Source organism: Vibrio tubiashii ATCC 19109 (assembly GCF_000772105.1).
In the GTDB taxonomy this organism is placed as follows: Bacteria; Pseudomonadota; Gammaproteobacteria; order Enterobacterales; family Vibrionaceae; genus Vibrio; species Vibrio tubiashii.
In genome coordinates, this window is record NZ_CP009354.1 from 732,685 (window position 1) to 753,903 (window position 21,219).

The 21,219-nt window shown below is 45.8% G+C and carries 18 protein-coding genes; 17 read left to right on the forward strand and 1 reads right to left on the reverse strand.

Features of this window, described 5'->3' with window-relative positions; all coding sequences use genetic code 11:
* Positions 1-24: 24 nt before the first annotated feature.
* From mltA to IX91_RS03465, 13 genes are all read left to right on the forward strand, one after another.
* A complete protein-coding gene (mltA, locus tag IX91_RS03405; protein WP_004746269.1) occupies positions 25-1,128 on the forward strand; it encodes a murein transglycosylase A in 1,104 nt (367 codons plus the stop codon).
* A gap of 73 nt (positions 1,129-1,201) precedes the next feature.
* A complete protein-coding gene (gene tcdA, locus IX91_RS03410) occupies positions 1,202-2,011 on the forward strand; it encodes a tRNA cyclic N6-threonylcarbamoyladenosine(37) synthase TcdA (RefSeq protein WP_004746270.1) in 810 nt (269 codons plus the stop codon).
* A 16-nt stretch (positions 2,012-2,027) separates the two neighbouring features.
* Entirely contained in the window at positions 2,028-2,459 is a 432-nt protein-coding gene (csdE, locus tag IX91_RS03415; RefSeq protein ID WP_004746271.1) for a cysteine desulfurase sulfur acceptor subunit CsdE, read from the forward strand.
* Positions 2,460-2,593: 134 nt separating this feature from the next.
* Positions 2,594-3,721, forward strand: a complete 1,128-nt coding sequence (locus IX91_RS03420; RefSeq protein ID WP_004746272.1) for a bifunctional tRNA (adenosine(37)-C2)-methyltransferase TrmG/ribosomal RNA large subunit methyltransferase RlmN — start codon at positions 2,594-2,596, stop codon at positions 3,719-3,721.
* A gap of 324 nt (positions 3,722-4,045) precedes the next feature.
* Complete coding sequence (gene rodZ / locus IX91_RS03425; RefSeq protein ID WP_004746273.1) at positions 4,046-5,020, forward strand: cytoskeleton protein RodZ; 975 nt, start codon at positions 4,046-4,048, stop codon at positions 5,018-5,020.
* A 9-nt stretch (positions 5,021-5,029) separates the two neighbouring features.
* A complete protein-coding gene (gene ispG, locus IX91_RS03430) occupies positions 5,030-6,148 on the forward strand; it encodes a flavodoxin-dependent (E)-4-hydroxy-3-methylbut-2-enyl-diphosphate synthase (protein ID WP_004746274.1) in 1,119 nt (372 codons plus the stop codon).
* 47 nt (positions 6,149-6,195) lie between these two features.
* The gene (hisS, locus tag IX91_RS03435) at positions 6,196-7,464 is read left to right on the forward strand and encodes a histidine--tRNA ligase (protein WP_004746276.1); all 1,269 of its coding nucleotides are present in this window, start codon (positions 6,196-6,198) and stop codon (positions 7,462-7,464) included.
* A gap of 57 nt (positions 7,465-7,521) precedes the next feature.
* Positions 7,522-8,136 (forward strand): YfgM family protein, encoded by a 615-nt coding sequence (locus IX91_RS03440; RefSeq protein ID WP_004746277.1) that lies wholly within the window; start codon positions 7,522-7,524, stop codon positions 8,134-8,136.
* Positions 8,137-8,145: 9 nt separating this feature from the next.
* The gene (bamB, locus tag IX91_RS03445; RefSeq protein ID WP_004746278.1) at positions 8,146-9,306 is read left to right on the forward strand and encodes an outer membrane protein assembly factor BamB; all 1,161 of its coding nucleotides are present in this window, start codon (positions 8,146-8,148) and stop codon (positions 9,304-9,306) included.
* Positions 9,307-9,473: 167 nt separating this feature from the next.
* Positions 9,474-10,961, forward strand: coding sequence for a ribosome biogenesis GTPase Der (gene der, locus IX91_RS03450; RefSeq protein ID WP_004746279.1), 1,488 nt, complete (start codon positions 9,474-9,476; stop codon positions 10,959-10,961).
* Between the two features lie 161 nt (positions 10,962-11,122).
* Positions 11,123-11,989: an alanyl-tRNA editing protein gene (locus IX91_RS03455; RefSeq protein WP_004746280.1), complete on the forward strand. Its 867-nt coding sequence runs from the start codon at positions 11,123-11,125 to the stop codon at positions 11,987-11,989.
* A gap of 318 nt (positions 11,990-12,307) precedes the next feature.
* The gene (locus IX91_RS03460) at positions 12,308-13,336 is read left to right on the forward strand and encodes a sensor domain-containing diguanylate cyclase (protein WP_004746281.1); all 1,029 of its coding nucleotides are present in this window, start codon (positions 12,308-12,310) and stop codon (positions 13,334-13,336) included.
* 37 nt (positions 13,337-13,373) lie between these two features.
* Complete coding sequence (locus tag IX91_RS03465; RefSeq protein WP_004746282.1) at positions 13,374-13,595, forward strand: zinc ribbon domain-containing protein; 222 nt, start codon at positions 13,374-13,376, stop codon at positions 13,593-13,595.
* 44 nt (positions 13,596-13,639) lie between these two features.
* Here the strand turns inward: IX91_RS03465 and xseA are convergent, their stop codons facing one another.
* Positions 13,640-14,971, reverse strand: a complete 1,332-nt coding sequence (xseA, locus tag IX91_RS03470) for an exodeoxyribonuclease VII large subunit (protein WP_004746283.1) — start codon at positions 14,969-14,971, stop codon at positions 13,640-13,642.
* A gap of 231 nt (positions 14,972-15,202) precedes the next feature.
* Between xseA and guaB the strand changes: the two genes are divergently transcribed.
* The 4 genes from guaB (at position 15,203) to IX91_RS03490 (ending at position 21,147) form a co-directional block, all read left to right on the forward strand.
* Positions 15,203-16,666 carry an IMP dehydrogenase gene (gene guaB / locus IX91_RS03475; RefSeq protein ID WP_004746284.1) on the forward strand — a complete coding sequence of 488 codons (1,464 nt, stop codon included), beginning with the start codon at positions 15,203-15,205 and terminating at the stop codon, positions 16,664-16,666.
* A 116-nt stretch (positions 16,667-16,782) separates the two neighbouring features.
* Positions 16,783-18,336: a glutamine-hydrolyzing GMP synthase gene (gene guaA / locus IX91_RS03480; RefSeq protein ID WP_004749243.1), complete on the forward strand. Its 1,554-nt coding sequence runs from the start codon at positions 16,783-16,785 to the stop codon at positions 18,334-18,336.
* Positions 18,337-18,627: 291 nt separating this feature from the next.
* Positions 18,628-20,310 carry a glycoside hydrolase family 19 protein gene (locus IX91_RS03485; RefSeq protein WP_004744425.1) on the forward strand — a complete coding sequence of 561 codons (1,683 nt, stop codon included), beginning with the start codon at positions 18,628-18,630 and terminating at the stop codon, positions 20,308-20,310.
* Between the two features lie 240 nt (positions 20,311-20,550).
* Positions 20,551-21,147, forward strand: a complete 597-nt coding sequence (locus IX91_RS03490; protein WP_004744424.1) for an acetate uptake transporter — start codon at positions 20,551-20,553, stop codon at positions 21,145-21,147.
* Positions 21,148-21,219 lie beyond the last annotated feature (72 nt).

Below are 21,219 nucleotides of genomic sequence, written 5' to 3' on the forward strand. Positions count from 1 at the left end.
CATAGCTTGCTAGGGATAAAACCAGTGTTTAAAAAATATCTTCCTCTTGCAGCCGCCAGTGTACTGTTCGGCTGTGCTCAACCTACCGACCGCGCTCAGCAATATGTCGATGATGAATTCAATTCAATTTTGAATAAATCTGCAGTTGTCGAATCGACTAAGCCACGCGATTTTACCGAGTTTCACCGTCAGGCTGAACAAGTCGTTGATAACTCGCCTTCAATGGCGAAGATCTATCAGCCTCTGTATGACAAGCTAAATGAATGGGTGTTGCAAAGCGGTGAACCTACCGATCTCGCTAGTTTTGGCATTCAAGCTGCTCAATTAGGTGGTGGCGACAAGCAAGGCAATGTTTTGTTTACCGGGTACTTTTCTCCGGTGATGGAGCTTCGCCATGAGCCGAACGAGAAATTTAAATACCCAGTTTATGCTAAACCTGAGTGCGAAAGTGATTGCCCGACCCGAGCTCAAATCTACGATGGTGCGCTAGAAGGTCAAGGGCTAGAGCTAGGTTACGCATCAAATAGAATCGACCCGTTTTTGATGGAAGTGCAGGGCAGTGGCTTTGTCCATTTTGAAGATGACGATACCTTGGAGTATTTCGCCTACGGAGGCAAAAACAACAAGGCTTATGTCAGTATCGGTAAGGTATTAATCGAACGAGACTTAGTGCCGAGAGCAAAAATGTCGATGAAGGCGATCAAAGAGTGGGTAATGGAAAATGATGAAGCGACCGTTCGTGAGCTTCTTGAACAGAATCCTTCTTTCGTTTTCTTCCAGCCTCGCGCTGACGCACCAGTAACTGGCTCGGCAGGTATTCCACTTCTACCTATGGCCTCTGTTGCTGGCGATCGCTCCATATTCCCAATGGGGACACCAATCCTTGCTGAAGTTCCATTGCTAAATCCGGATGGTTCATGGAGTGGTGCGCATCAGCTGCGTTTATTGATTGTGCTAGATACAGGCGGTGCAGTAAAACAGAACCATCTCGACCTTTATCATGGGATGGGGCCAAGAGCGGGTACCGAAGCTGGTCACTACAAACATTTTGGCCGAGTGTGGAAGTTGGGGCTTGAAGGGAGTGCGACACAAGCGCCTTGGGCATTGCCTCCAGAAAAGCTACAATAGCTTCATCTAGACTTTTTAATTAAGAGTGCGTATAAATCGCACTCTTTGTTTTTGTACCCTGCGGAAAACCCATATGCGTGAACTCGACACTCCAGCTTCTGATAATTACAACCAACGTTTTGGTGGCACACGCCGTCTTTACGGTAATAGTGAAGTTGAAATTTTGCGCGCTGCGCATGTCTGCGTTATCGGTATTGGTGGTGTGGGTTCTTGGGCTGTTGAAGCACTGGCAAGAACAGGTATTGGTGAGCTAACCCTGATCGATATGGATGATGTGTGTGTGACCAACATTAACCGTCAGATTCACGCAATGAGCGGAACCGTGGGTCAAAGCAAGATCGAAGTGATGGCAGAAAGGGTTAAGCTGATTAACCCGGAGTGTAAAGTGAATCTGATTGATGATTTTATTACACCAGACAACCAACATGAGTACCTGAGTAAAGAATACGACTATGTGCTGGATGCGATTGATAGCGTCAAAGCAAAAGCGTCGTTATTGGCTTACTGTCGCAGCAATAAAATCAAAGTTATTACGACGGGCGGTGCTGGTGGCCAGGTTGACCCAACTCAAATTAAAGTCGCAGACCTGACAAAGACGATTCAAGACCCATTGGCGAAGAAAATCAAAGATACGCTGCGTCGTCATCATAACTTCCCAACTAATCCGGCTCGTAAGTTTGGTATTGAATGTGTATTTTCCACTGAACAACTGAAATACCCTCAGCCGGATGGCAGTGTATGTGGGGTAAAATCAACCGCGGAAGGACCAAAGCGCATGGACTGTGCCAGCGGTTTCGGCGCAGCTACCGTTGTGACGGCGAGCTTTGGTTTTGTTGCGGTATCACGCATCGTTGAAAAGCTTATCCAGAAATACAGCAAGTAAATAAGGTCAGAGAAAAATGTCACCTTTTCCTCAATCACCATTTGGTACTGAAATTACGGCCGAAGAGATTGCCCAAACCATGCAAGGTTTCAAAGGCTGGGAAGATCGCTATCGTCAGGTTATCCAGTGGGGCAAGAAACTGCCAAAGATGCCTGAAGAGCTCAAGTCTGAGCAAGTGACGGTCTCAGGTTGTGAAAGCACCGTATGGCTAGTGAGTGAAAATTCCGATGGAGTCTGGTATTTCTGCGCAGATTCCGACGCACGTATTGTGCGTGGTCTGATTGCTTTGGTGATGGCGGCATTTGATGGTAAATCTTCGCAACAAATTCAATCTTTTGATATTGATGCTTATTTTGACAAGCTGGGCTTGATTGCCCACTTAAGCCCTTCTAGAGGCAATGGCTTGAAAGCGATTGTCGAGCAGATTAAGCAAATCTCTGAAGGCTGATTTCTTCTGTACAAAAAATAAACACCGCTATATTAACGCCTTAGTAAATACAGGGCTTTACAGGTCTTGTTGTCGCTGCGTAAAGGCTGTACAATTCGCGCCCTTAATTAATGTTCCGTCGCTTGAGAGGCCACATGACCACTGAAAAAATCAATCTACTCGACTTTGATCGCCAAGGTTTGCGTAAGTTTTTTGCCGATGAGCTTGGTGAAAAAGCATTCCGTGCAGATCAGGTGATGAAGTGGATCTACCATTTCGGTGTCGATAACTTCGATAATATGACCAACATTAATAAGAAGTTACGTGAAAAGCTGCAACGTCGTTGCGAAATTAAAGCGCCAACCGTAGCGGAAGCTCAGCACTCGTCAGATGGTACGATTAAGTGGGCGATGAAGGTGGGCGATCAAGACGTAGAAACGGTATACATCCCAGAAGATGACCGTGCTACCTTGTGTGTTTCTTCGCAAGTTGGCTGTGCGCTAGAGTGTAAGTTCTGTTCGACTGCTCAACAAGGTTTCAACCGCAACCTGAAAGTATCTGAAATTATTGGTCAGGTGTGGCGCGCTGCGCGTGAGATCGGTTTAGAAAAAGAGACAGGTCGTCGTCCAATCACCAACGTAGTAATGATGGGTATGGGCGAACCACTACTCAACATGAAGAACCTGATTCCTGCGCTTGAGCTAATGCTTGATGATTTAGCCTTTGGTTTGTCTAAGCGCCGCGTGACGGTATCAACATCTGGTGTGGTCTCTGGCCTCGACCAGATGACAGGTAAGATTGACGTTGCACTGGCAATCTCACTGCATGCGCCTAACGATAAGCTACGTAGTGAAATCATGCCAATCAACGATCGTTGGGATATTGAAGATTTCTTAGCGTCTGTACGTCGTTATATTCAGTCTTCTAACGCTAACCGCGGTAAGGTAACAGTAGAGTATGTTCTGCTCGACCATGTTAATGATGATATGGACCACGCACGAGAGCTTGCTGAGCTGTTAAAAGACACGCCTTGTAAGATCAACTTGATTCCGTTTAACCCGTACCCAGGTTCGCCATACAAGAAACCAAGTAACTCGCGTATCGATCGTTTCCAAAAAACCTTGATGCAGTACGAGCACACGGTAACGGTACGTAAAACTCGTGGTGATGACATTGATGCAGCATGTGGTCAGCTAGTTGGTGACGTCATCGACCGTACTAAACGTACAGCGACCAATAAAGCGGCCAAAGGTGAAACAATCGAAGTTAAAGCAGTTTCATAAAGCGCGCTAATTTTGCGAAAGCCAGAGCCTAGCTCTGGCTTTTTTGTTACATCTGGTAGCGATCTAACTGTCAAAATAACGAAAAACCTTGAGCTGCTTGTAAATTATGCGCTTTGTTAGTGTTGTTTCATCTATGATATCTATTAGAATTAATGGTTAACGCTTTCGGGGTACTTACCTCTGTCTATTGAGTGGAGCGTTGATTGACATAAATTAAGGATTATTCCTTACATAATTCAGAGTTTGGTTAGTAGCACGCAACGAAAAATAAATAATTAAGCGGCGATATGGCGAAACTGAAACGAGAAGAGAATTTTTAGAATCATGACAGCTGAACAACAACTTCAAGCGAGCGACGAGAACGTAGAAAAAGTGCAAGCGGGCACTCTGTTAAAAAACAAACGAGAATCGCTTGGCCTCAGTCAAAAACAAATTGCCGACCGTTTACGCCTACGCGTATCTATCATCGAAAATATTGAAAGTAACAATTTTACTTCTGACCAAGTAGCCACCTTTACTCGTGGTTACTTACGTTCTTATGCGCGAGCGGTAGGGATTGCGGAGTCAGAAGTCTTATGTGCTTTAGATGGTTGTGAAGAGACTCAACCTGAAGAGCAAGAAATGAAGAGCTTTTCGCACAAAACTAAGCGCGAAGCTCATGATAGCCGGATTATGACCCTGACGTTGGGTATCGTGATTGTAGTGTTAGGCATTTCATCAGTTTGGTGGTGGCAAAACCAAGAAAAAACCATGGAGTCACTGACCGACCAAACGGATCAAGAAATACAGCTAGAGCAGGAAATAGAGAACCAACCTCTTGATTTTACAACCTTAACTGAAGCGGAACTGGAGCCTGCAGTTGGTGAAGATGCGATTGAAGCACTCGACTCAACGCCTGCGCCGGTTACTGAAGAGGTAGTCTCTACTGAACCTGCCACTACAGAGATAGTCGAAGAGACACAACCAGCACAACCAACTCAAGCTGTGCCAGTAAGTGAAACTAAAGAAGTTGTGGAGCCTGAGCCAGTAGAAGAAACCGCGACAACAGAACAAGCTGCCGCGGCTAACTTACTGGTGATGTCATTCACCGATGATTGCTGGATTCAAGTTAAAGATGCCTCGGGTAAAACCCTTTCTACTGGTGTGAAGAAAGCGGGTCAGAGCCTCAATTTAAGCGGCAATTTACCTTATAGTGTCATTTTAGGTGCACCAGAAAACGTTTCAATGACATTAGCGAGTGAACCTGTCGACCTTTCTGGGTATACTTCAGGCAAAGTAGCAAGATTCAACTTACCTTAAAAAATTACTATGCAATACGAATCTCCTATCAAACGTCGCCCATCGACTCGTATCTATGTGGGCGACGTACCTATTGGTGACGGTGCACCGATTGCTGTGCAGTCGATGACTAACACTAGAACAACAGACGTTGAAGCGACTGTTGCTCAAATTAAATCACTGGAAAATGTCGGTGCTGATATCGTTCGCGTATCGGTTCCAACTATGGATGCTGCGGAAGCGTTCAAGCAAATTAAACAGCAAGTGAATATCCCACTCGTGGCAGATATTCATTTTGACTACCGTATCGCGCTAAAAGTAGCGGAGTACGGCGTAGACTGTTTACGTATCAACCCGGGCAATATCGGTAACGAAGACCGTATCCGCTCTGTGGTTGACTGCGCGCGCGACAAAAACATTCCGATTCGTATCGGTGTGAATGGTGGCTCGCTAGAAAAAGACATTCAGATGAAGTACGGCGAACCAACTCCAGAGGCGTTGGTAGAGTCTGCGATGCGACATGTTGATATTCTTGATCGTCTTAACTTCGACCAGTTTAAAGTGAGTGTGAAAGCCTCAGATGTTTTCCTTGCTGTCGATTCTTATCGCTTACTTGCGAAGAAGATCGATCAGCCGCTTCACTTAGGTATTACTGAAGCAGGCGGCGCACGAGCTGGCGCGGTGAAATCTTCAGTTGGCCTTGGGATGCTGTTGGCAGAAGGGATTGGCGATACGCTGCGTATCTCTCTTGCGGCTGACCCAGTAGAAGAGATCAAAGTTGGTTTCGATATCCTAAAATCTCTGCGTATTCGCTCTCGCGGTATTAACTTTATTGCTTGCCCAAGCTGTTCGCGCCAAGAATTTGATGTGATTGGTACAGTGAATGCACTGGAGCAACGTCTAGAAGACGTGATTACGCCGATGGATGTGTCCATTATTGGCTGTGTGGTCAATGGTCCGGGTGAAGCAGAAGTTTCTCATTTAGGCTTAGCTGGTAGTAACAAGAAGAGCGCATTCTACGAGGACGGTAAACGTCAGAAAGAGCGTTTTGACAATAACGACCTTGTTGACCAGCTAGAAGCTAAAATTCGTGCAAAAGCTTCAACATTAGACGAAGCAAATCGCATCGACGTTAAAGTACAAGATTAATCTCAACGTAACCCAAATTACGGTAACTATTTTTACGGTAGATAACTGTGGCAAAGAAAATCCAAGCAATTCGAGGCATGAACGACTGCCTTCCAACTCAATCACCACTGTGGCAGAAACTTGAGAACACAGTGAAGAACGTAATCAGCGCCTACGGTTACAACGAAGTGCGCATGCCAATCGTTGAGATGACTCATCTATTCAGTCGCGCTATCGGTGAAGTGACCGACGTGGTTGAAAAAGAGATGTACACATTTGAAGACCGTAACGGCGACAGCTTAACCCTTCGTCCAGAAGGCACGGCTGGCTGTGTACGTTCTTGTATTGAAAACAGCCTTATCAACCGTGATGAGCAGCGCCTATGGTACATGGGTCCAATGTTCCGTCACGAGCGTCCGCAAAAAGGTCGTTACCGTCAATTCCACCAATGTGGTGTTGAGGTATTTGGTCTAGACGGCCCAGATGTTGATGCAGAACTTATCATGATGACAGCTCGTCTATGGCGTGAGCTTGGTATTGATAAGCACGTTCGTCTAGAGCTGAACTCAATTGGTTCACTGGAAGACCGTGCGAATTACCGTACTGCACTGATTGCCTTCCTAGAGCAGCACATTGATATTCTGGATGATGATTGTAAACGTCGTATGCACACTAACCCGCTGCGTGTACTGGATACTAAGAACCCAGATGTACAAGCGATTCTAGGTGATGCACCGCGTTTATCTGATTACCTTGGCGAAGAGTCAAAGCAACATTTTGCAGGTCTTTGTGAACTTCTTGACGCGGCAGGTATCGAATACACAGTTAACGAGCGTTTAGTTCGTGGTCTGGATTACTACAACCGTACTGTATTTGAGTGGATTACTGAAAGCTTAGGTGCTCAAGGCACTGTATGTGGTGGTGGTCGTTACGATGGTCTAGTCGAACAGCTAGGCGGTAAAGCAACACCAGCAGTGGGCTTTGCTATGGGTCTTGAGCGTCTGGTTCTTATGCTAGAAACTCTAGAGCTAACAGAAGTTCGTCGTAGTGTTGATGTTTACATGGTAACGGCAGGCGAAGGCACAATGCTAGCGGGTATGAAGCTAGCAGAGTCACTACGTGAACAAGTCCCTGGACTACGTGTTATGAGCCACTTCGGTGGTGGTAACTTTAAGAAGCAGTTCAAGCGCGCAGACAAAGTAGGCGCAGCTGTGGCTCTAGTACTTGGTGAAAACGAAGTCGCTGACAATACAGTGGTACTAAAAGATCTGATTGGCGGTACTCAAGATACACTGAGCCAAGCAGATGTCATCGCTAAGCTAGCAGAGCTCGTTTAATATTAATGAATTTTGAATGGCAGTCTCGGCTGCCATTTTGATGTAAGAGGACAGGAAGTGGAACTCTACGATACTGAAGAACAACAAGTAGAAGCGATCAAAGATTGGTGGAAAGAGAACGGCAAAGCAGTCATTTTAGGTGCTGTTGTTGGTCTAGGCGGTCTGTTTGGCTGGCGTTATTACCAAGATTCAGTGACCGCGGCTCAAGAAGCAGCGTCTGAAAGCTACACTAAAGCGGTTCAAGCACTCGCTGAAAAAGGCGCATCTGCAGAAGGCGATATTCAAGCTTTCATCGATGCAAACAAAGAAACTGAATACTCAGTGTTAGCCGCGCTGCAATTGGCAAAAGTCCAAGTTGAAGCTGGTAACCTTGATGAAGCTTTGGCTCAACTAGAGTGGGCGAAGTCAGCAACGAAAGATGCAGCGGTTTCTGCGGTACTTGATTACCGTTTGGCACGTGTTAAAGCAGAGCAAGGCGAATTTGATGCAGCTGTTGCTCAGCTGGCTAACATTACAGACGAAAGCTGGGCTGGTCGTGTTGCCGAGCTAAAAGGTGACATCCTACTGCGTAAAGGTGATGCACAAGCGGCGTATGCAGCATACACGGAAGCACAGCAGTCAGGTGATGCGAGCCAGACTCTACAGATGAAACTGGATGATCTAGCCAAGTAAGGGCGTCGCATGAAGAATATGCTGAAAAAAGCACTCACAACGGCGGTGTTCGTTGGTGTTCTTGCGGGCTGTGCCGGCGAAGAAGATACCATCATTATGTCACCTGTACCGCAAGTTGACAGTGAGTTCACTCCGTCAAGCCAATGGAGCACTTCTGTCGGTAATGGTGTTGGTCAATACTACTCTAAGCTGACTCCTGAGTACGCTTATGGCAAAGTTTTTGTCGCAAGCCGTGACGGTGTCGTTAAAGCTTTGGATCCTGAAAATGGTAAAACCTTATGGGAAACCGAGATTGAAGCGGATGTCTCTGCTCGTCTAGCTGGTGGCATTACCGCAGGTTACAGCCAAATCTTTATTGGTAGTGAAAACGGTCAAGTGATCGCCTTCAATGAAGAAACAGGTGAAGTTAATTGGCAAGTCGACGTAGACGGCGAAGTACTAACAGCGCCAGCAACGGACAGTAACTACGTTATCGTTCACACCAACAGCGGTATGTTAGTGGCGCTAGACCAAGAAACGGGTGAAACCAAGTGGACCATCAGTACTGAAGTTCCAAACCTAACTTTGCGTGGTAATAGTACTCCAGTAACCGCTTCTGGTGGTGTTTTCTGGGGTACGGCAAACGGCCGACTCGCAGCCGCGATTGTTGAACGTGGACAGCTCATTTGGCAACAACCAATCGGTATGCCACAAGGCGCCACTGAGATTGATCGCCTAGTTGATGTCGATGCCGCACCGCTGATTTTGGGTAGCTCACTATACATCGTAGGTTACAACGGGCAGCTAACAGCAATTGACTTGCGTTCTGGCAAACCAGCTTGGAAGCGCAGCTATTCTTCAGCAACAGACCTAGCGAGCGACGGCAGTCGTCTGTACTTAGTGACAGAAAAAGATCATCTTGTCGCTGTAGATGCTCGCAGTGGTACTGAGCTGTGGACTAATGACCAGCTAGAACACCGACTACTAACTGCTCCTGTAATGATTGATGAGTACGTTGTGGTAGGTGATAGCGAAGGCTATTTGTACTGGATCGATCGCAGTAGTGGCGAATTTGTTTCAATGCAGCAAGTAAATACCACAGGTTTTGCTGTGGCACCGATTGCAGTGCCGGGTGGTTACGTGCTGACGACTCGCAATGGCGATGTAAAGAAACTGACGATCAACGAGTAATCGTGTGATATAATTCACATTCGGCTCCTAGCTGGTAACAGTTGGGAGCCGTTTGTTTGTTTTAGAACCCATAGTTAGATGTGGTTATAGGTAAAGCGCTCAAAGTGTGGACTCTGCTGAGTTGTTACCTATAACTACATAAAGAAAAGAATATTGTAGAGGTTGTTATGGTACCTGTTGTTGCTCTGGTAGGGCGTCCAAACGTTGGTAAATCAACGTTATTTAACCGATTGACTCGTACTCGCGACGCATTGGTTGCGGATTTCCCTGGCTTAACTCGTGACCGTAAATATGGCCAAGCGAAGCTTGGTGAGCATGAATTTATCGTGATTGATACCGGCGGTATCGATGGCACGGAAGAAGGTGTTGAAACCAAAATGGCTGAGCAGTCATTGGCAGCGATTGACGAAGCTGATGTCGTGCTGTTTATGGTTGATGGACGCGCAGGTCTGACGCCATCTGATATTGCGATTTCTAATCACCTACGCAAAATTGAAAAACCTTCAATGCTTGTTGTGAACAAGGTTGATGGTATCGATGCTGATGCCGCATCGGCTGACTTCTGGCAGTTAGGTGTTGAAAACATGTACCAGATTGCTGCTGCTCACGGCCGTGGTGTAGGCGCATTGATCGATCGAGCTCTGAATCCGTTTGCTGAAAAAATGGCGGAAGAAGCGCAAGGTGAAATCGAAGACTTAACTGAATTCGTTGACGAAGAAGAAGAGAAACTCGACTACACCGAAGAAGAAGCGGAAGAAGAGTTCAAACGTCTACAAGATCAGCCGATCAAACTGGCGATTATTGGTCGTCCTAACGTAGGTAAATCTACCCTGACTAACCGTATTCTCGGTGAAGAGCGCGTGGTGGTTTACGATATGCCAGGCACGACGCGTGACTCTATCTACATTCCTATGGAACGTGATGGTCGTGAATACGTTCTTATCGATACAGCGGGTGTACGTCGTCGTAAGCGTATCAACGAAACCGTTGAAAAATTCTCTGTAGTTAAAACGTTGAAGGCAGTTGAAGACGCTAACGTTGTTCTACTGGTTATTGACGCTCGTGAAAACATCTCAGACCAAGATCTAAGTCTACTTGGCTTTGCACTTAACGCTGGTCGCTCAATTGTGCTTGCAGTGAACAAGTGGGACGGTCTGGATATGGACGTGAAAGAGCACGTTAAGAAAGAACTTGATCGTCGCTTAGGTTTCGTCGACTTTGCTCGCATCCATTTTATCTCTGCACTTCACGGTACAGGTGTTGGTCACTTATTTGAGTCTGTTCAAGAGGCATACAAATCAGCGACAACTCGCGTAGGGACTTCTGTGCTGACGCGTATCATGAAAATGGCTACTGACGATCACCAACCGCCACTAGTGCGCGGTCGTCGTGTTAAACTCAAATACGCGCACGCTGGTGGATACAACCCACCGATCGTTGTGATTCACGGTAACCAAGTAAATGAGCTACCAGATTCGTACAAACGTTATCTGATGAACTACTACCGTAAGTCATTGGAAATCATGGGTACACCGATTCGTATCCAGTTCCAAAGCAGCGATAACCCATTTGAGGGTAAATCGAACAAAATGACTATGTCTCAAGAGCGTAAACGTAAACGCCTAATGAGCATGATGAAAAATCGTAAGAAGTAACTCTGCTTCCTAACGGTAAAAACGACTAATTTCGACAAAAGCGCCTGATGATCTCGGCGCTTTTTTTATACCAGTCGAGACAAATAGGTAATCGGCGATATTCACTAGCAAGAACGACCAGATGTTTATTCTGGTTAGTATGATATGGAAAGAATAGAAAGATGCACATTACACCCACCATTACACAATTCTGTCATCAGACTTGGCAGCTAGAAGCGAGCATTCAACTGACCAAGTTAACCGAAGAACATTTCTATGTAGTAACCGATACCACGCCTTTTCACCCTGTAAGCCATATTTGGCCTGATCATCCAGCAGATAAAGGCACACTGAATGGCTACATAGTACAAGATTGCCAAGTCGGCGCTGTCGATACTGAAAGCGGTGAACTCTATGTTGGACAGGCGATTCCGGTTAAACGTGATGAAGCTGGATGGGTGTTTGTCACCGTGCATTGTTTATCAGCAGATTGTTCTGATTTAACTCTAGGGCAGAGCGTGAGCCTATCTGTCGATAAAGAGTACCAACTGTCACTCAGTCGAGGTCATAGTGCAGGTCACTTATCCTATCTTGCATTAAATAAGGTTCTGACCAAACAAGGCTATTGGCGTAAAGATGCTGATCGTAAAGACCCTCATGGAAACTATGATTTTAATAGCTATGCGCAAGTGACCAGTTTTGTCACCCCAGATAAGTGCTTAGATACCTATCGTTTAGGAAAAACGCTGCGTAAACGAGGTTTAAATAGCGCTGATGTACTTTCAGATTTAAGTCAAATCGAGCAGCAAGTTAATGAGCAATTGATCAACTGGCTTGAGCTCAATTCTGACATCAAAGTTGAGTGTGATGGTGAGGCTTTAACCGATTCTCGATACTGGCAATGTGACTTGAAAGAATCCGCAATGGCAGTCATTCCGTGCGGTGGCACCCATGCTAGTTCATTGGCAGAATATCTCGCTATTGAGGTGAGTTTACTTCATGTTGATGAGCAAAATATTGAAATGCACACCAATGTAAAACCGGCTTAATGGAATCTGATCTTTTTATTAAATGCTAAAAACTAGATTTAAAGTTGTATTTCTGAAGTTTTATGCTTTCTAAAATCCAAATGCAGCATATGTAACTTATGCTTTCGGTGTGTGGTTATATAAATGTTCTTTTTAGGGCAGATCGCTGATCACTTTGGATTTTGCCGACGATCAGACTTGGATCTTTTATCATCTTAACGGTTTTGGTGGTAAAGATTAATTGCTCGTGATTATTAATGAGCTAGAGATCGGCTAAAAAGCTCAAACTTTATGCTAGTGTTCGAGGTGAAAAACTAAAACAAATAAAGTAGTCGCCTTATGAGTCACCTTGAACTTCTCACAGCTCACAGAGAAGTAAATAAGCTGCTCGCAAAATTAGCCTTGGGAATGGGAAAAGAAGAGCTCAATCGAAGAGTTGTCGATCTTTCTGAAAGCTGGTTTGGCGAGCGCAGAGCATCCATTCTTCGTTTAGAACCAAACACTGCGAAATTATATTTAGAGTATGCCCCTAGTTTGCCAAAGTTGTATAACGACGCAATAGAAGGGGTTGAAATAGGGGCTAATGTTGGCTCTTGTGGTGCAGCCGCATATCTAAAGCAGACAGTGGTCGTCGAGGATATCAACCTTCACCCTAATTGGGCTCCATTTCTCTCAATAACGGCTCAAGCCAATTTGAGAGCTTGCTGGTCGGTGCCTATCTTATCAAGCGAAGACACCGCAATGGGGACATTCGCAATCTATAGCTCGACGCCATCTGCTCCCGCGGCTCATGAGCTCGAAGTACTTGAGATGTTAGCCTCATTGTATGCTGTTGCTTGGGAAAAGTATCAGCTTGAAGAGCAGCTGTATTATCATGCGAGGTATGATTCGCTAACCAAGTGCTTAAATCGTTCTGCATTACTAGACCAAGTTGCTGACTGTTTGAACACCGACCTTCAGTATGTTTCATGCTTCTTTGCCGACATAGACCAGTTTAAGTTGATTAATGATCGTTTCGGGCATGAAGTTGGTGACAAAGTACTGTCTACAGTGGGAATGCTGCTAAACCAAACCTTTAAAGGTTGCAGTCTAAAAGGTCGTTATGGCGGTGACGAGTTTGTCGTGTTCTCTTTCTCCAATAGTAGAGAAGTGTTCACCGAACTTGAGGAAATGTTTAATCAGCAGCTGAAGAGTGTCTCCCCAATAGAAGGTTTAACGATCAAAGTGAGTGTGGGTAAGGCTGTGTGCGAAGTAAGCCGAGTGACATCACTTCAAAGCTTAATAAAGCTAGCTGATCAGCAGATGTATAAGGTCAAACACCAGCGCAGGCATGACAAAGATCAAGGCAAACTTACCGCAGAATATTAAAGTGAGTGTAAGTTGTGAAAGATTGTTGAGTGCCCGTATGAACGATAACATTTGCCCTGTATGCGAAGACGAACTCGAGTGGACAGGCAAATACCACTGTTCTGCTTGTGATGAGAGTTATATTAAGGTGGGCTTTTGCCCTGATTGTGAAGCCGAGTTAGAAAAGCTCCAAGCATGTGGAGCAGCGAACTACTTTTGCAATAACTGTAATGAACTGAAATCTAAATCTCGTGTTCGATTCGAGTTTCAACCAAGCTAGTTCTCTAGTTCTCTAGTTCTCTAGTTCTCTAGTTCTCTAGTTCTCTAGTTCACGATTGAACGAACTTCGCCATCAGAAAGACGGGTGACTAAAGTGTCACCTGTTTTTATTTGTGAGGATTGAGTCACTACTTTACCTTGTTCGGTCTGGGTGATCGAATAACCACGTTTGAGCGTGGCTAGTGGGCTTACTGTCTCAAGCTTTTCCGCTGCCATTGCAAGTTGGTGGCGAGTATTGAGCAGTTTTCGATCCATTGCATCCAATAGCTTTTGCTCCAGTCTTTGTAATGAAGCATTTTGCTCGGCTAGTCGTTTGATTGGAGAATTGAGCTGAATTTTGTGCTGCTGACGTTCAATCTTCTGATTGCGCAGAGAGATAAATTGCCCCATAGCACGGTGCAATCTAGCCTCAAGCTCGTCTAACTGTTGGCTTTGACGCTGCAGTTGATAATTAGGATGGTGGCGCTCGATGCGATGAAGTAAAGAAGTGGTCGTTCTTTTTTGCTCAGCCAAGTAGTAGCGCATTGAGCTAATCAGTTTGTGCTGGCGAGTGGTGAGCGCTTGCTCTTTGTGGCTGTTATCTCGACTAACTAATTCGGCTGCGGCTGATGGAGTAGGAGCACGCATATCCGCAACAAAGTCGGCAATCGTCACATCGACTTCATGACCGACTGCACTGATGATCGGAATTTGGCTCGCGGCAATGGTGCGCGCCAGTATTTCATTGTTAAAACACCACAAGTCTTCCAGTGAGCCACCGCCACGTCCAACAATTAAAACGTCACACTCATTGCGGCTGTTTGCACAGCCAATGGCTTGTGCGATTTGGATAGCGGCTTCTTCTCCCTGAACCATGGTTGGATAAACAACCACAGGAAGGGAGGGATCACGACGCTTAAGTACATCTAGGATATCGAACAAAGCCGCGCCCGTTTTTGATGTGACAACTCCGACGCGTTTTGGGTGCTCTGGTAACGGCTGTTTACTGGTTTGGGCAAATAAACCTTCCCCCGCCAGTTTCATCTTCAGCTCTTCAAACTGCTGTTGAAGTCTGCCATCACCCTCAGGCTGCATACTTTCAATGATCAATTGATAGTCGCCGCGAGGCTCATAAAGAGATAAGCGTGCTTTGACTAAGACTTGATTGCCGTTTTGCGGTTTGAAAGTAACGCGACGATTGTTACCACGGAACATGGCACATTTAACTTGGGCGCGAGAGTCTTTTAGAGTGAGGTACCAGTGCCCAGAAACAGGCGCAGAGAAATTAGAGATTTCTCCCACTAACCAAACAATGCCCATTTCATTTTCTAGTAACAGACGGACTTCAGCATTAAGACGAGAAACGGTGAAGATGTTTTGATTGGTCAGAGAAGACACAGCTAATCCCGTGGACGTGGGTATGGAAATTAGCGGCAATATAATACATAGCAAGGGGGTAAATGCAAGAAAAAAATTAAAAAATTTGTGGTCAAGCGATTGCGTTAGCCGTATAATCCGTCCGCAATATCTAATCCAAATGCAGCCAAGCATCTCCGCTTACTGCCCTCATTATGCGAAACGATGAGATTGGATTGTTCTTTTTACTCCTCTAATTGTGAGATATTGCAAATGCTAAGAATTGCCAAAGAAGCGCTGACATTCGATGACGTACTACTTGTGCCAGCACACTCCACTGTTCTCCCAAACACAGCTGATCTTCGCACTCAGCTAACTAAGAACATCACCCTAAACATCCCAATGATTTCGGCGTCTATGGACACCGTTACTGAAGCGCGCCTAGCAATTGCACTAGCGCAAGAGGGTGGCATTGGCTTTATCCACAAGAACATGTCGATTGAGCAGCAAGCAGAAATGGTTCATCAGGTTAAGATTTACGAAGCAGGTGTGGTTTCTCACCCTGTGACAGTTAGTCCAGATGCATCAATTGCTGATGTGGTTGCTCTTACTGAAAAGCATGGTTTTGCAGGTTTCCCTGTAGTGACGGATAACAACGAATTGGTTGGTATCATCACTGGTCGTGACGTTCGTTTCGTAACGGACCTTTCTAAGAAAGTAGAAGTTGTGATGACGCCTAAAGAGCGTCTAGCGGCTGTTAAAGAAGGTGCAACTCGTGAAGAAGTTCAAGAGAAAATGCACGAAGCGCGCGTAGAGAAAGTACTGGTTGTGAACGATGAGTTCCAATTAACCGGTATGATCACCGCAAAAGACTTCCATAAAGCAGAGCGTAAACCAAACGCATGTAAAGACGAGCAAGGTCGCCTACGTGTGGGTGCAGCTGTTGGTGCAGGCGCGGGTAACGAAGAGCGCGTAAAAGCTCTAGTCGAAGCTGGCGTAGACGTTCTACTTATCGACTCTTCACATGGTCACTCTGAAGGTGTTCTAAACCGTATTCGCGAAACTCGCGCGGCATACCCAGATCTAGACATCATTGGCGGTAACGTAGCAACAGGTGCAGGCGCGAAGGCTCTAATTGAAGCTGGCGTAAGCGCAGTAAAAGTGGGTATTGGCCCTGGTTCTATCTGTACAACTCGTATCGTTACTGGTGTTGGTGTACCTCAAGTTACTGCTATTGCAGATGCAGCAGAAGTTGCTGGCGAGTACGGCATTCCTGTTATCGCTGACGGCGGTATTCGTTTCTCAGGTGATATCTGTAAAGCAATCGTTGCTGGCGCATCTTGTGTGATGGTTGGTTCAATGTTCGCGGGTACTGAAGAAGCTCCGGGTGAAGTGATTCTATACAACGGTCGTTCATACAAAGCTTACCGTGGTATGGGTTCACTAGGTGCTATGTCTCAAGGCTCTTCTGACCGTTACTTCCAGTCAGATAACGCAGCAGACAAGCTAGTACCAGAAGGTATCGAAGGTCGTATCGCATACAAAGGCCGCCTAAAAGAGATCGTTCACCAACAGATGGGTGGTCTACGTTCAAGCATGGGTCTTACAGGCAGTGCAACGGTTGAAGATATGCGTACTAAAGCTGAATTCGTACGTATTTCAGGCGCTGGCATGAAAGAGTCTCATGTACACGACGTTCAGATCACGAAGGAAGCACCAAACTACCGTTTAGGTTAATCGCAACGCGATAAGTACAAACCTGACGGAAACGTTTGCTTTTTTCCTTGAAGCATTAATAAGAGGCGAGTAAACTCGCCTCCGTTTTAATAACCTAGCTTATAAGACTGCTCAAAATGACTAAAAATATCCACGACCAACGTATTCTGATCTTGGACTTCGGTTCTCAGTACACTCAACTTGTAGCGCGCCGCGTACGTGAAATCGGCGTTTACTGTGAACTTTGGAGCTGGGATGTAGAAGAAGCGGATATTCGTGAATTCAACCCAGATGGCATCATCCTATCTGGTGGCCCTGAAAGTGTTACCGAGGACAACTCTCCTCGCGCTCCTCAATATGTATTTGACTCAGGTGTTCCTGTGCTTGGTGTATGTTACGGCATGCAGACAATGGCAGAGCAGCTAGGTGGTAAAGTATCAACGTCTGATGAGCGTGAATTCGGTTACGCTGCAGTACAAGTTTCTGGCGAATCATCAATCTTTAAAGATCTTGAAGCTTCTCAAGATGTATGGATGAGCCACGGCGACAAAGTTGTCGAGATCCCTGAAGGCTTTGTGAAAGTCGGTGAGACAGACACCTGTCCTTACGCTGCTATGGCGAACGAAGAGAAAAAATACTTCGGCGTTCAGTTCCACCCAGAAGTAACGCACACTAAGAATGGCTTACAAATGCTAGAGAACTTTGTTCTTGGCGTATGTGGCTGTGAGCGTCTATGGACTTCAGAATCTATCATCGAAGACGCGGTAGCACGTATTAAAGAGCAAGTGGGTGATGACGAAGTTATCCTAGGCCTTTCTGGTGGTGTTGACTCATCAGTTGTTGCGATGCTTGTTCACCGTGCAATTGGCGACAAACTAACGTGTGTATTTGTTGATAACGGTCTACTTCGTTTAAACGAAGGCCAACAAGTAATGGATATGTTTGGCGACAAGTTCGGCCTAAACATTATCAAGGTTGACGCAGAAGAGCGCTTCCTTGCAGCTCTTGAGGGTAAGTCTGATCCAGAAGAGAAGCGTAAGACAATCGGTCACGTATTCGTAGACGTATTCGATGAAGAGTCGAAGAAGCTGAAAAACGCGAAATGGCTTGCTCAAGGTACGATTTACCCAGACGTAATCGAATCTGCAGCATCTAAGACAGGCAAAGCACACGTAATCAAATCTCACCATAACGTTGGCGGTCTGCCAGACGATATGGAGATGGGTCTTGTTGAGCCACTACGTGAGCTGTTTAAAGATGAAGTTCGTAAGATTGGTCTAGAGCTTGGTCTGCCTTACAACATGCTTTACCGCCACCCATTCCCAGGTCCTGGCCTAGGTGTTCGTGTTCTTGGTGAAATCAAGAAAGAGTACTGTGATTTGCTACGCCGTGCTGACGCTATCTTCATTGAAGAGCTGCACGCTGCTGACCTATACAACAAAGTATCTCAAGCGTTCACGGTATTCCTACCTGTACGTTCTGTAGGTGTAATGGGTGATGGTCGTAAGTATGACTGGGTTGTTTCTCTACGTGCAGTAGAAACTATCGACTTTATGACAGCGCACTGGGCACACTTGCCATACGACTTCCTAGGTAAGGTATCTAACCGCATCATCAACGAAGTTGACGGTATTTCTCGCGTGGTTTACGACATCTCAGGTAAGCCACCAGCGACAATCGAATGGGAATAACCCCTGTTTGAATAGATAAGCTAAGCCAGTCATCAGACTGGTTTTTTTTATTTTGGAAGATTTAAAGTGTGGCTTTTGTTATTTTACCGAATGATCACACTATTTAGGTGAGCAGTTTTAGTATTTTCGGTTTTTGAACCCACTAGACACTTTTTACTAAACCTATAGTTTCAAATTCCGTTGCAACTTAAGAGTCACTCGCAAGTTGACCTTGCCACATCACACTAGCCGTGAAGTTAGTGCTCGAGTTTTCTAGTCTTTTCATCAGAAATTCACATAAGGACTTGTCTGATGAAGAAAACAAGCTACCTCGCCACAATGGCTATGCTATCTGCGGCACCTACCTCTTGGGCTACGATGAATATCCAACCCGATCCTCAAAACCCTACTGGTTATGTCGTTTCACGTGCTGATATCCAAGCAGCAGAGAATCAAAAGACGGCGAACCCTATGTATCAAATCTGGTCTCAAGCGCTGCGCACTGCACCCAACTCGGTTGTTGAAGCGATTGATTCTGGGTTAGCCACCAACCCAGATAACGTCAAAAGGGCCGAACGTGTCTTCCCAAGAGCGGAATGGGATTTTCTGACCCATATGGCCGCACCGGAATACACCTATACGCGCTTCTTACGTGCGATTGGTAAGTTCCCGGCATTTTGTGCCGAGTACACCGATGGGCGTGATTCTGATGCCATCTGTAAACGTTCGATCGTGACCGCTTTTGCGCACTTTGCGCAAGAAACAGGTGGCCACATCGCTAAAGATAATACCTCTGATAACCCGTTAGCGTTGGAAGAGTGGCAACAAGCCCTAGTACATGTGCGTGAAATGGGCTGGTCTGAAGGTCAGGAAGGCTACACAACCGGGTGTGGTCAAAACGATTGGCAAAACAAAAAATGGCCGTGTGCTACAGGGCAGGGCTATTTTGGCCGCGGGGCTAAACAGCTTTCTTATCACTTCAACTATGGTGCATTCTCTGAAGTCATGTTTGACGGGGACGCGTCAGTATTGCTTAACAATCCTGGCTTAGTTGCCGACTCTTGGTTAAACCTAGCTTCTGCGATTTGGTTCTTTTTGACACCACAAGCACCTAAGCCAGCTATGCTGCATGTCATTGATAAAACATGGACGCCTTCTCAGCGCGAAATTGACGCTGGTATTGGTTACGGTTTTGGTACCACTATCAACATTATTAACGGTGGTATTGAGTGTGGTGAGCAAAACAGAGACAAAGGTCAGCCAGTTAACCGTATCCGCTATTGGGAAGGTTTGTCGGCGCACTATCAGATTCCTATTGAAGCCGATGAAAAGAACACTTGCTGGCAGCAAACGCCTTACGGCAGCCTGAATCTTAATGGCGCAACGGATGTGCTTTACACCAACTGGGATGGTAACTGGAAATACTATGCAGACAGACCGGGTGGGTACTCGTTTGAGTGTGAACTGGTGGGCTTCCAGACTGCGTATTCAGCACTGGTTCCGGGTGACTACGAGAAGTGTGTAACCAACCTCTACGGCTCACACGCTAGCTGGCCTGAAGTCCGAGTTGTCGACAAGTTAGACCCCGTCGATCCTAACCCAGACAATGGAACAGGCTGGAGCGCGACTAAGGTATATAACACGGGCGATCAAGTGACATTCAATGGGGCAACTTATAAAGCGAAATGGTGGACGCAAGGTGATGATCCAAGCTTAGGTGGCCCATGGGAGCTAGTGGCTGGTACACCAGAGCCGACGCCTGATCCTACTCCAGACCCAACCCCAACGCCTGATCCGGAACCGACACCAACTCCAGACCCAGAACCAACACCGGATCCAAATACGTTTATTCAGTGGCAACCGGGTGTTTCTCAGGTCGCGAATGGCGATAAAGTGACCTACAACGGCAAGTGCTTTATTGCTAAAAATGGTCCAGGAACGTGGGATACACCAACTCAAGCAAACTGGTTCTGGGACGAAATTTCTTGCCAGTAAGTCTTTAAAACAAGCTAAATCGATTGAATAGGCCCTGAATTTATTTCAGGGCCTATTTTTTATTGCTCGATGTTGTACGGATTTCACGTGTTTTACATCCCTTATCGGCTCAAATACGGTCAAAGTTCTAACTTAATGATTTGCGCAACCTTAGATTGCGATTCCGAACACTATCTTTTTTATTGAACGTCACTAAAATTTGCGCGTAAATTTTATTAACTTTTTTTAAAGGTGCGCAAAATGTCAACAAAACTGGCAAACCCGGCTCCACTGGGCCTAATGGGTTTCGGTATGACAACCATCCTGCTAAACATCCACAATGCAGGTTTTTTCCCTATTGATTCAATGATCCTAGCAATGGGTATTTTCTATGGTGGTCTGAGCCAAGTTTTTGTCGGCATGATGTGTTTCAAGCGTGGTGATACTTTTGGTACTACGGCGTTTACTTCTTACGGCCTGTTCTGGCTAACACTGGTTGGAATTCTTGTTATGCCTTACATGGGGCTACCTGCAAGCCCAGCAAGCTTTATGGGTTGGTACCTAGCGCTTTGGGGTATTTTCACAGGCTTTATGTTTATTGGCTCACTGTGCTACCCAGTAGCAAAGCAAGTGGTATTTGGCTCACTAACAATCCTATTCTTCTTACTGGCAGCACGTGATTTCACTGGAAGTCAGCTTATCGGTACGATTGCTGGTTTTGAAGGTATCTTCTGTGGCGCGAGTGCGATTTACTTCGCTATGGCACAAGTACTAAACAACGAATACGGTCGTACTATTTTGCCAATTGGTGAGAAGAAGCCAGTCCAAGAAATGCCGCTAGAACAGGTAGCTGCATAATTAAAAGAATTTGGTTGATGGTGTGCCTGAAGCAACATTGACTAAACCTAAGTTATCTAACTTAGTAAATTT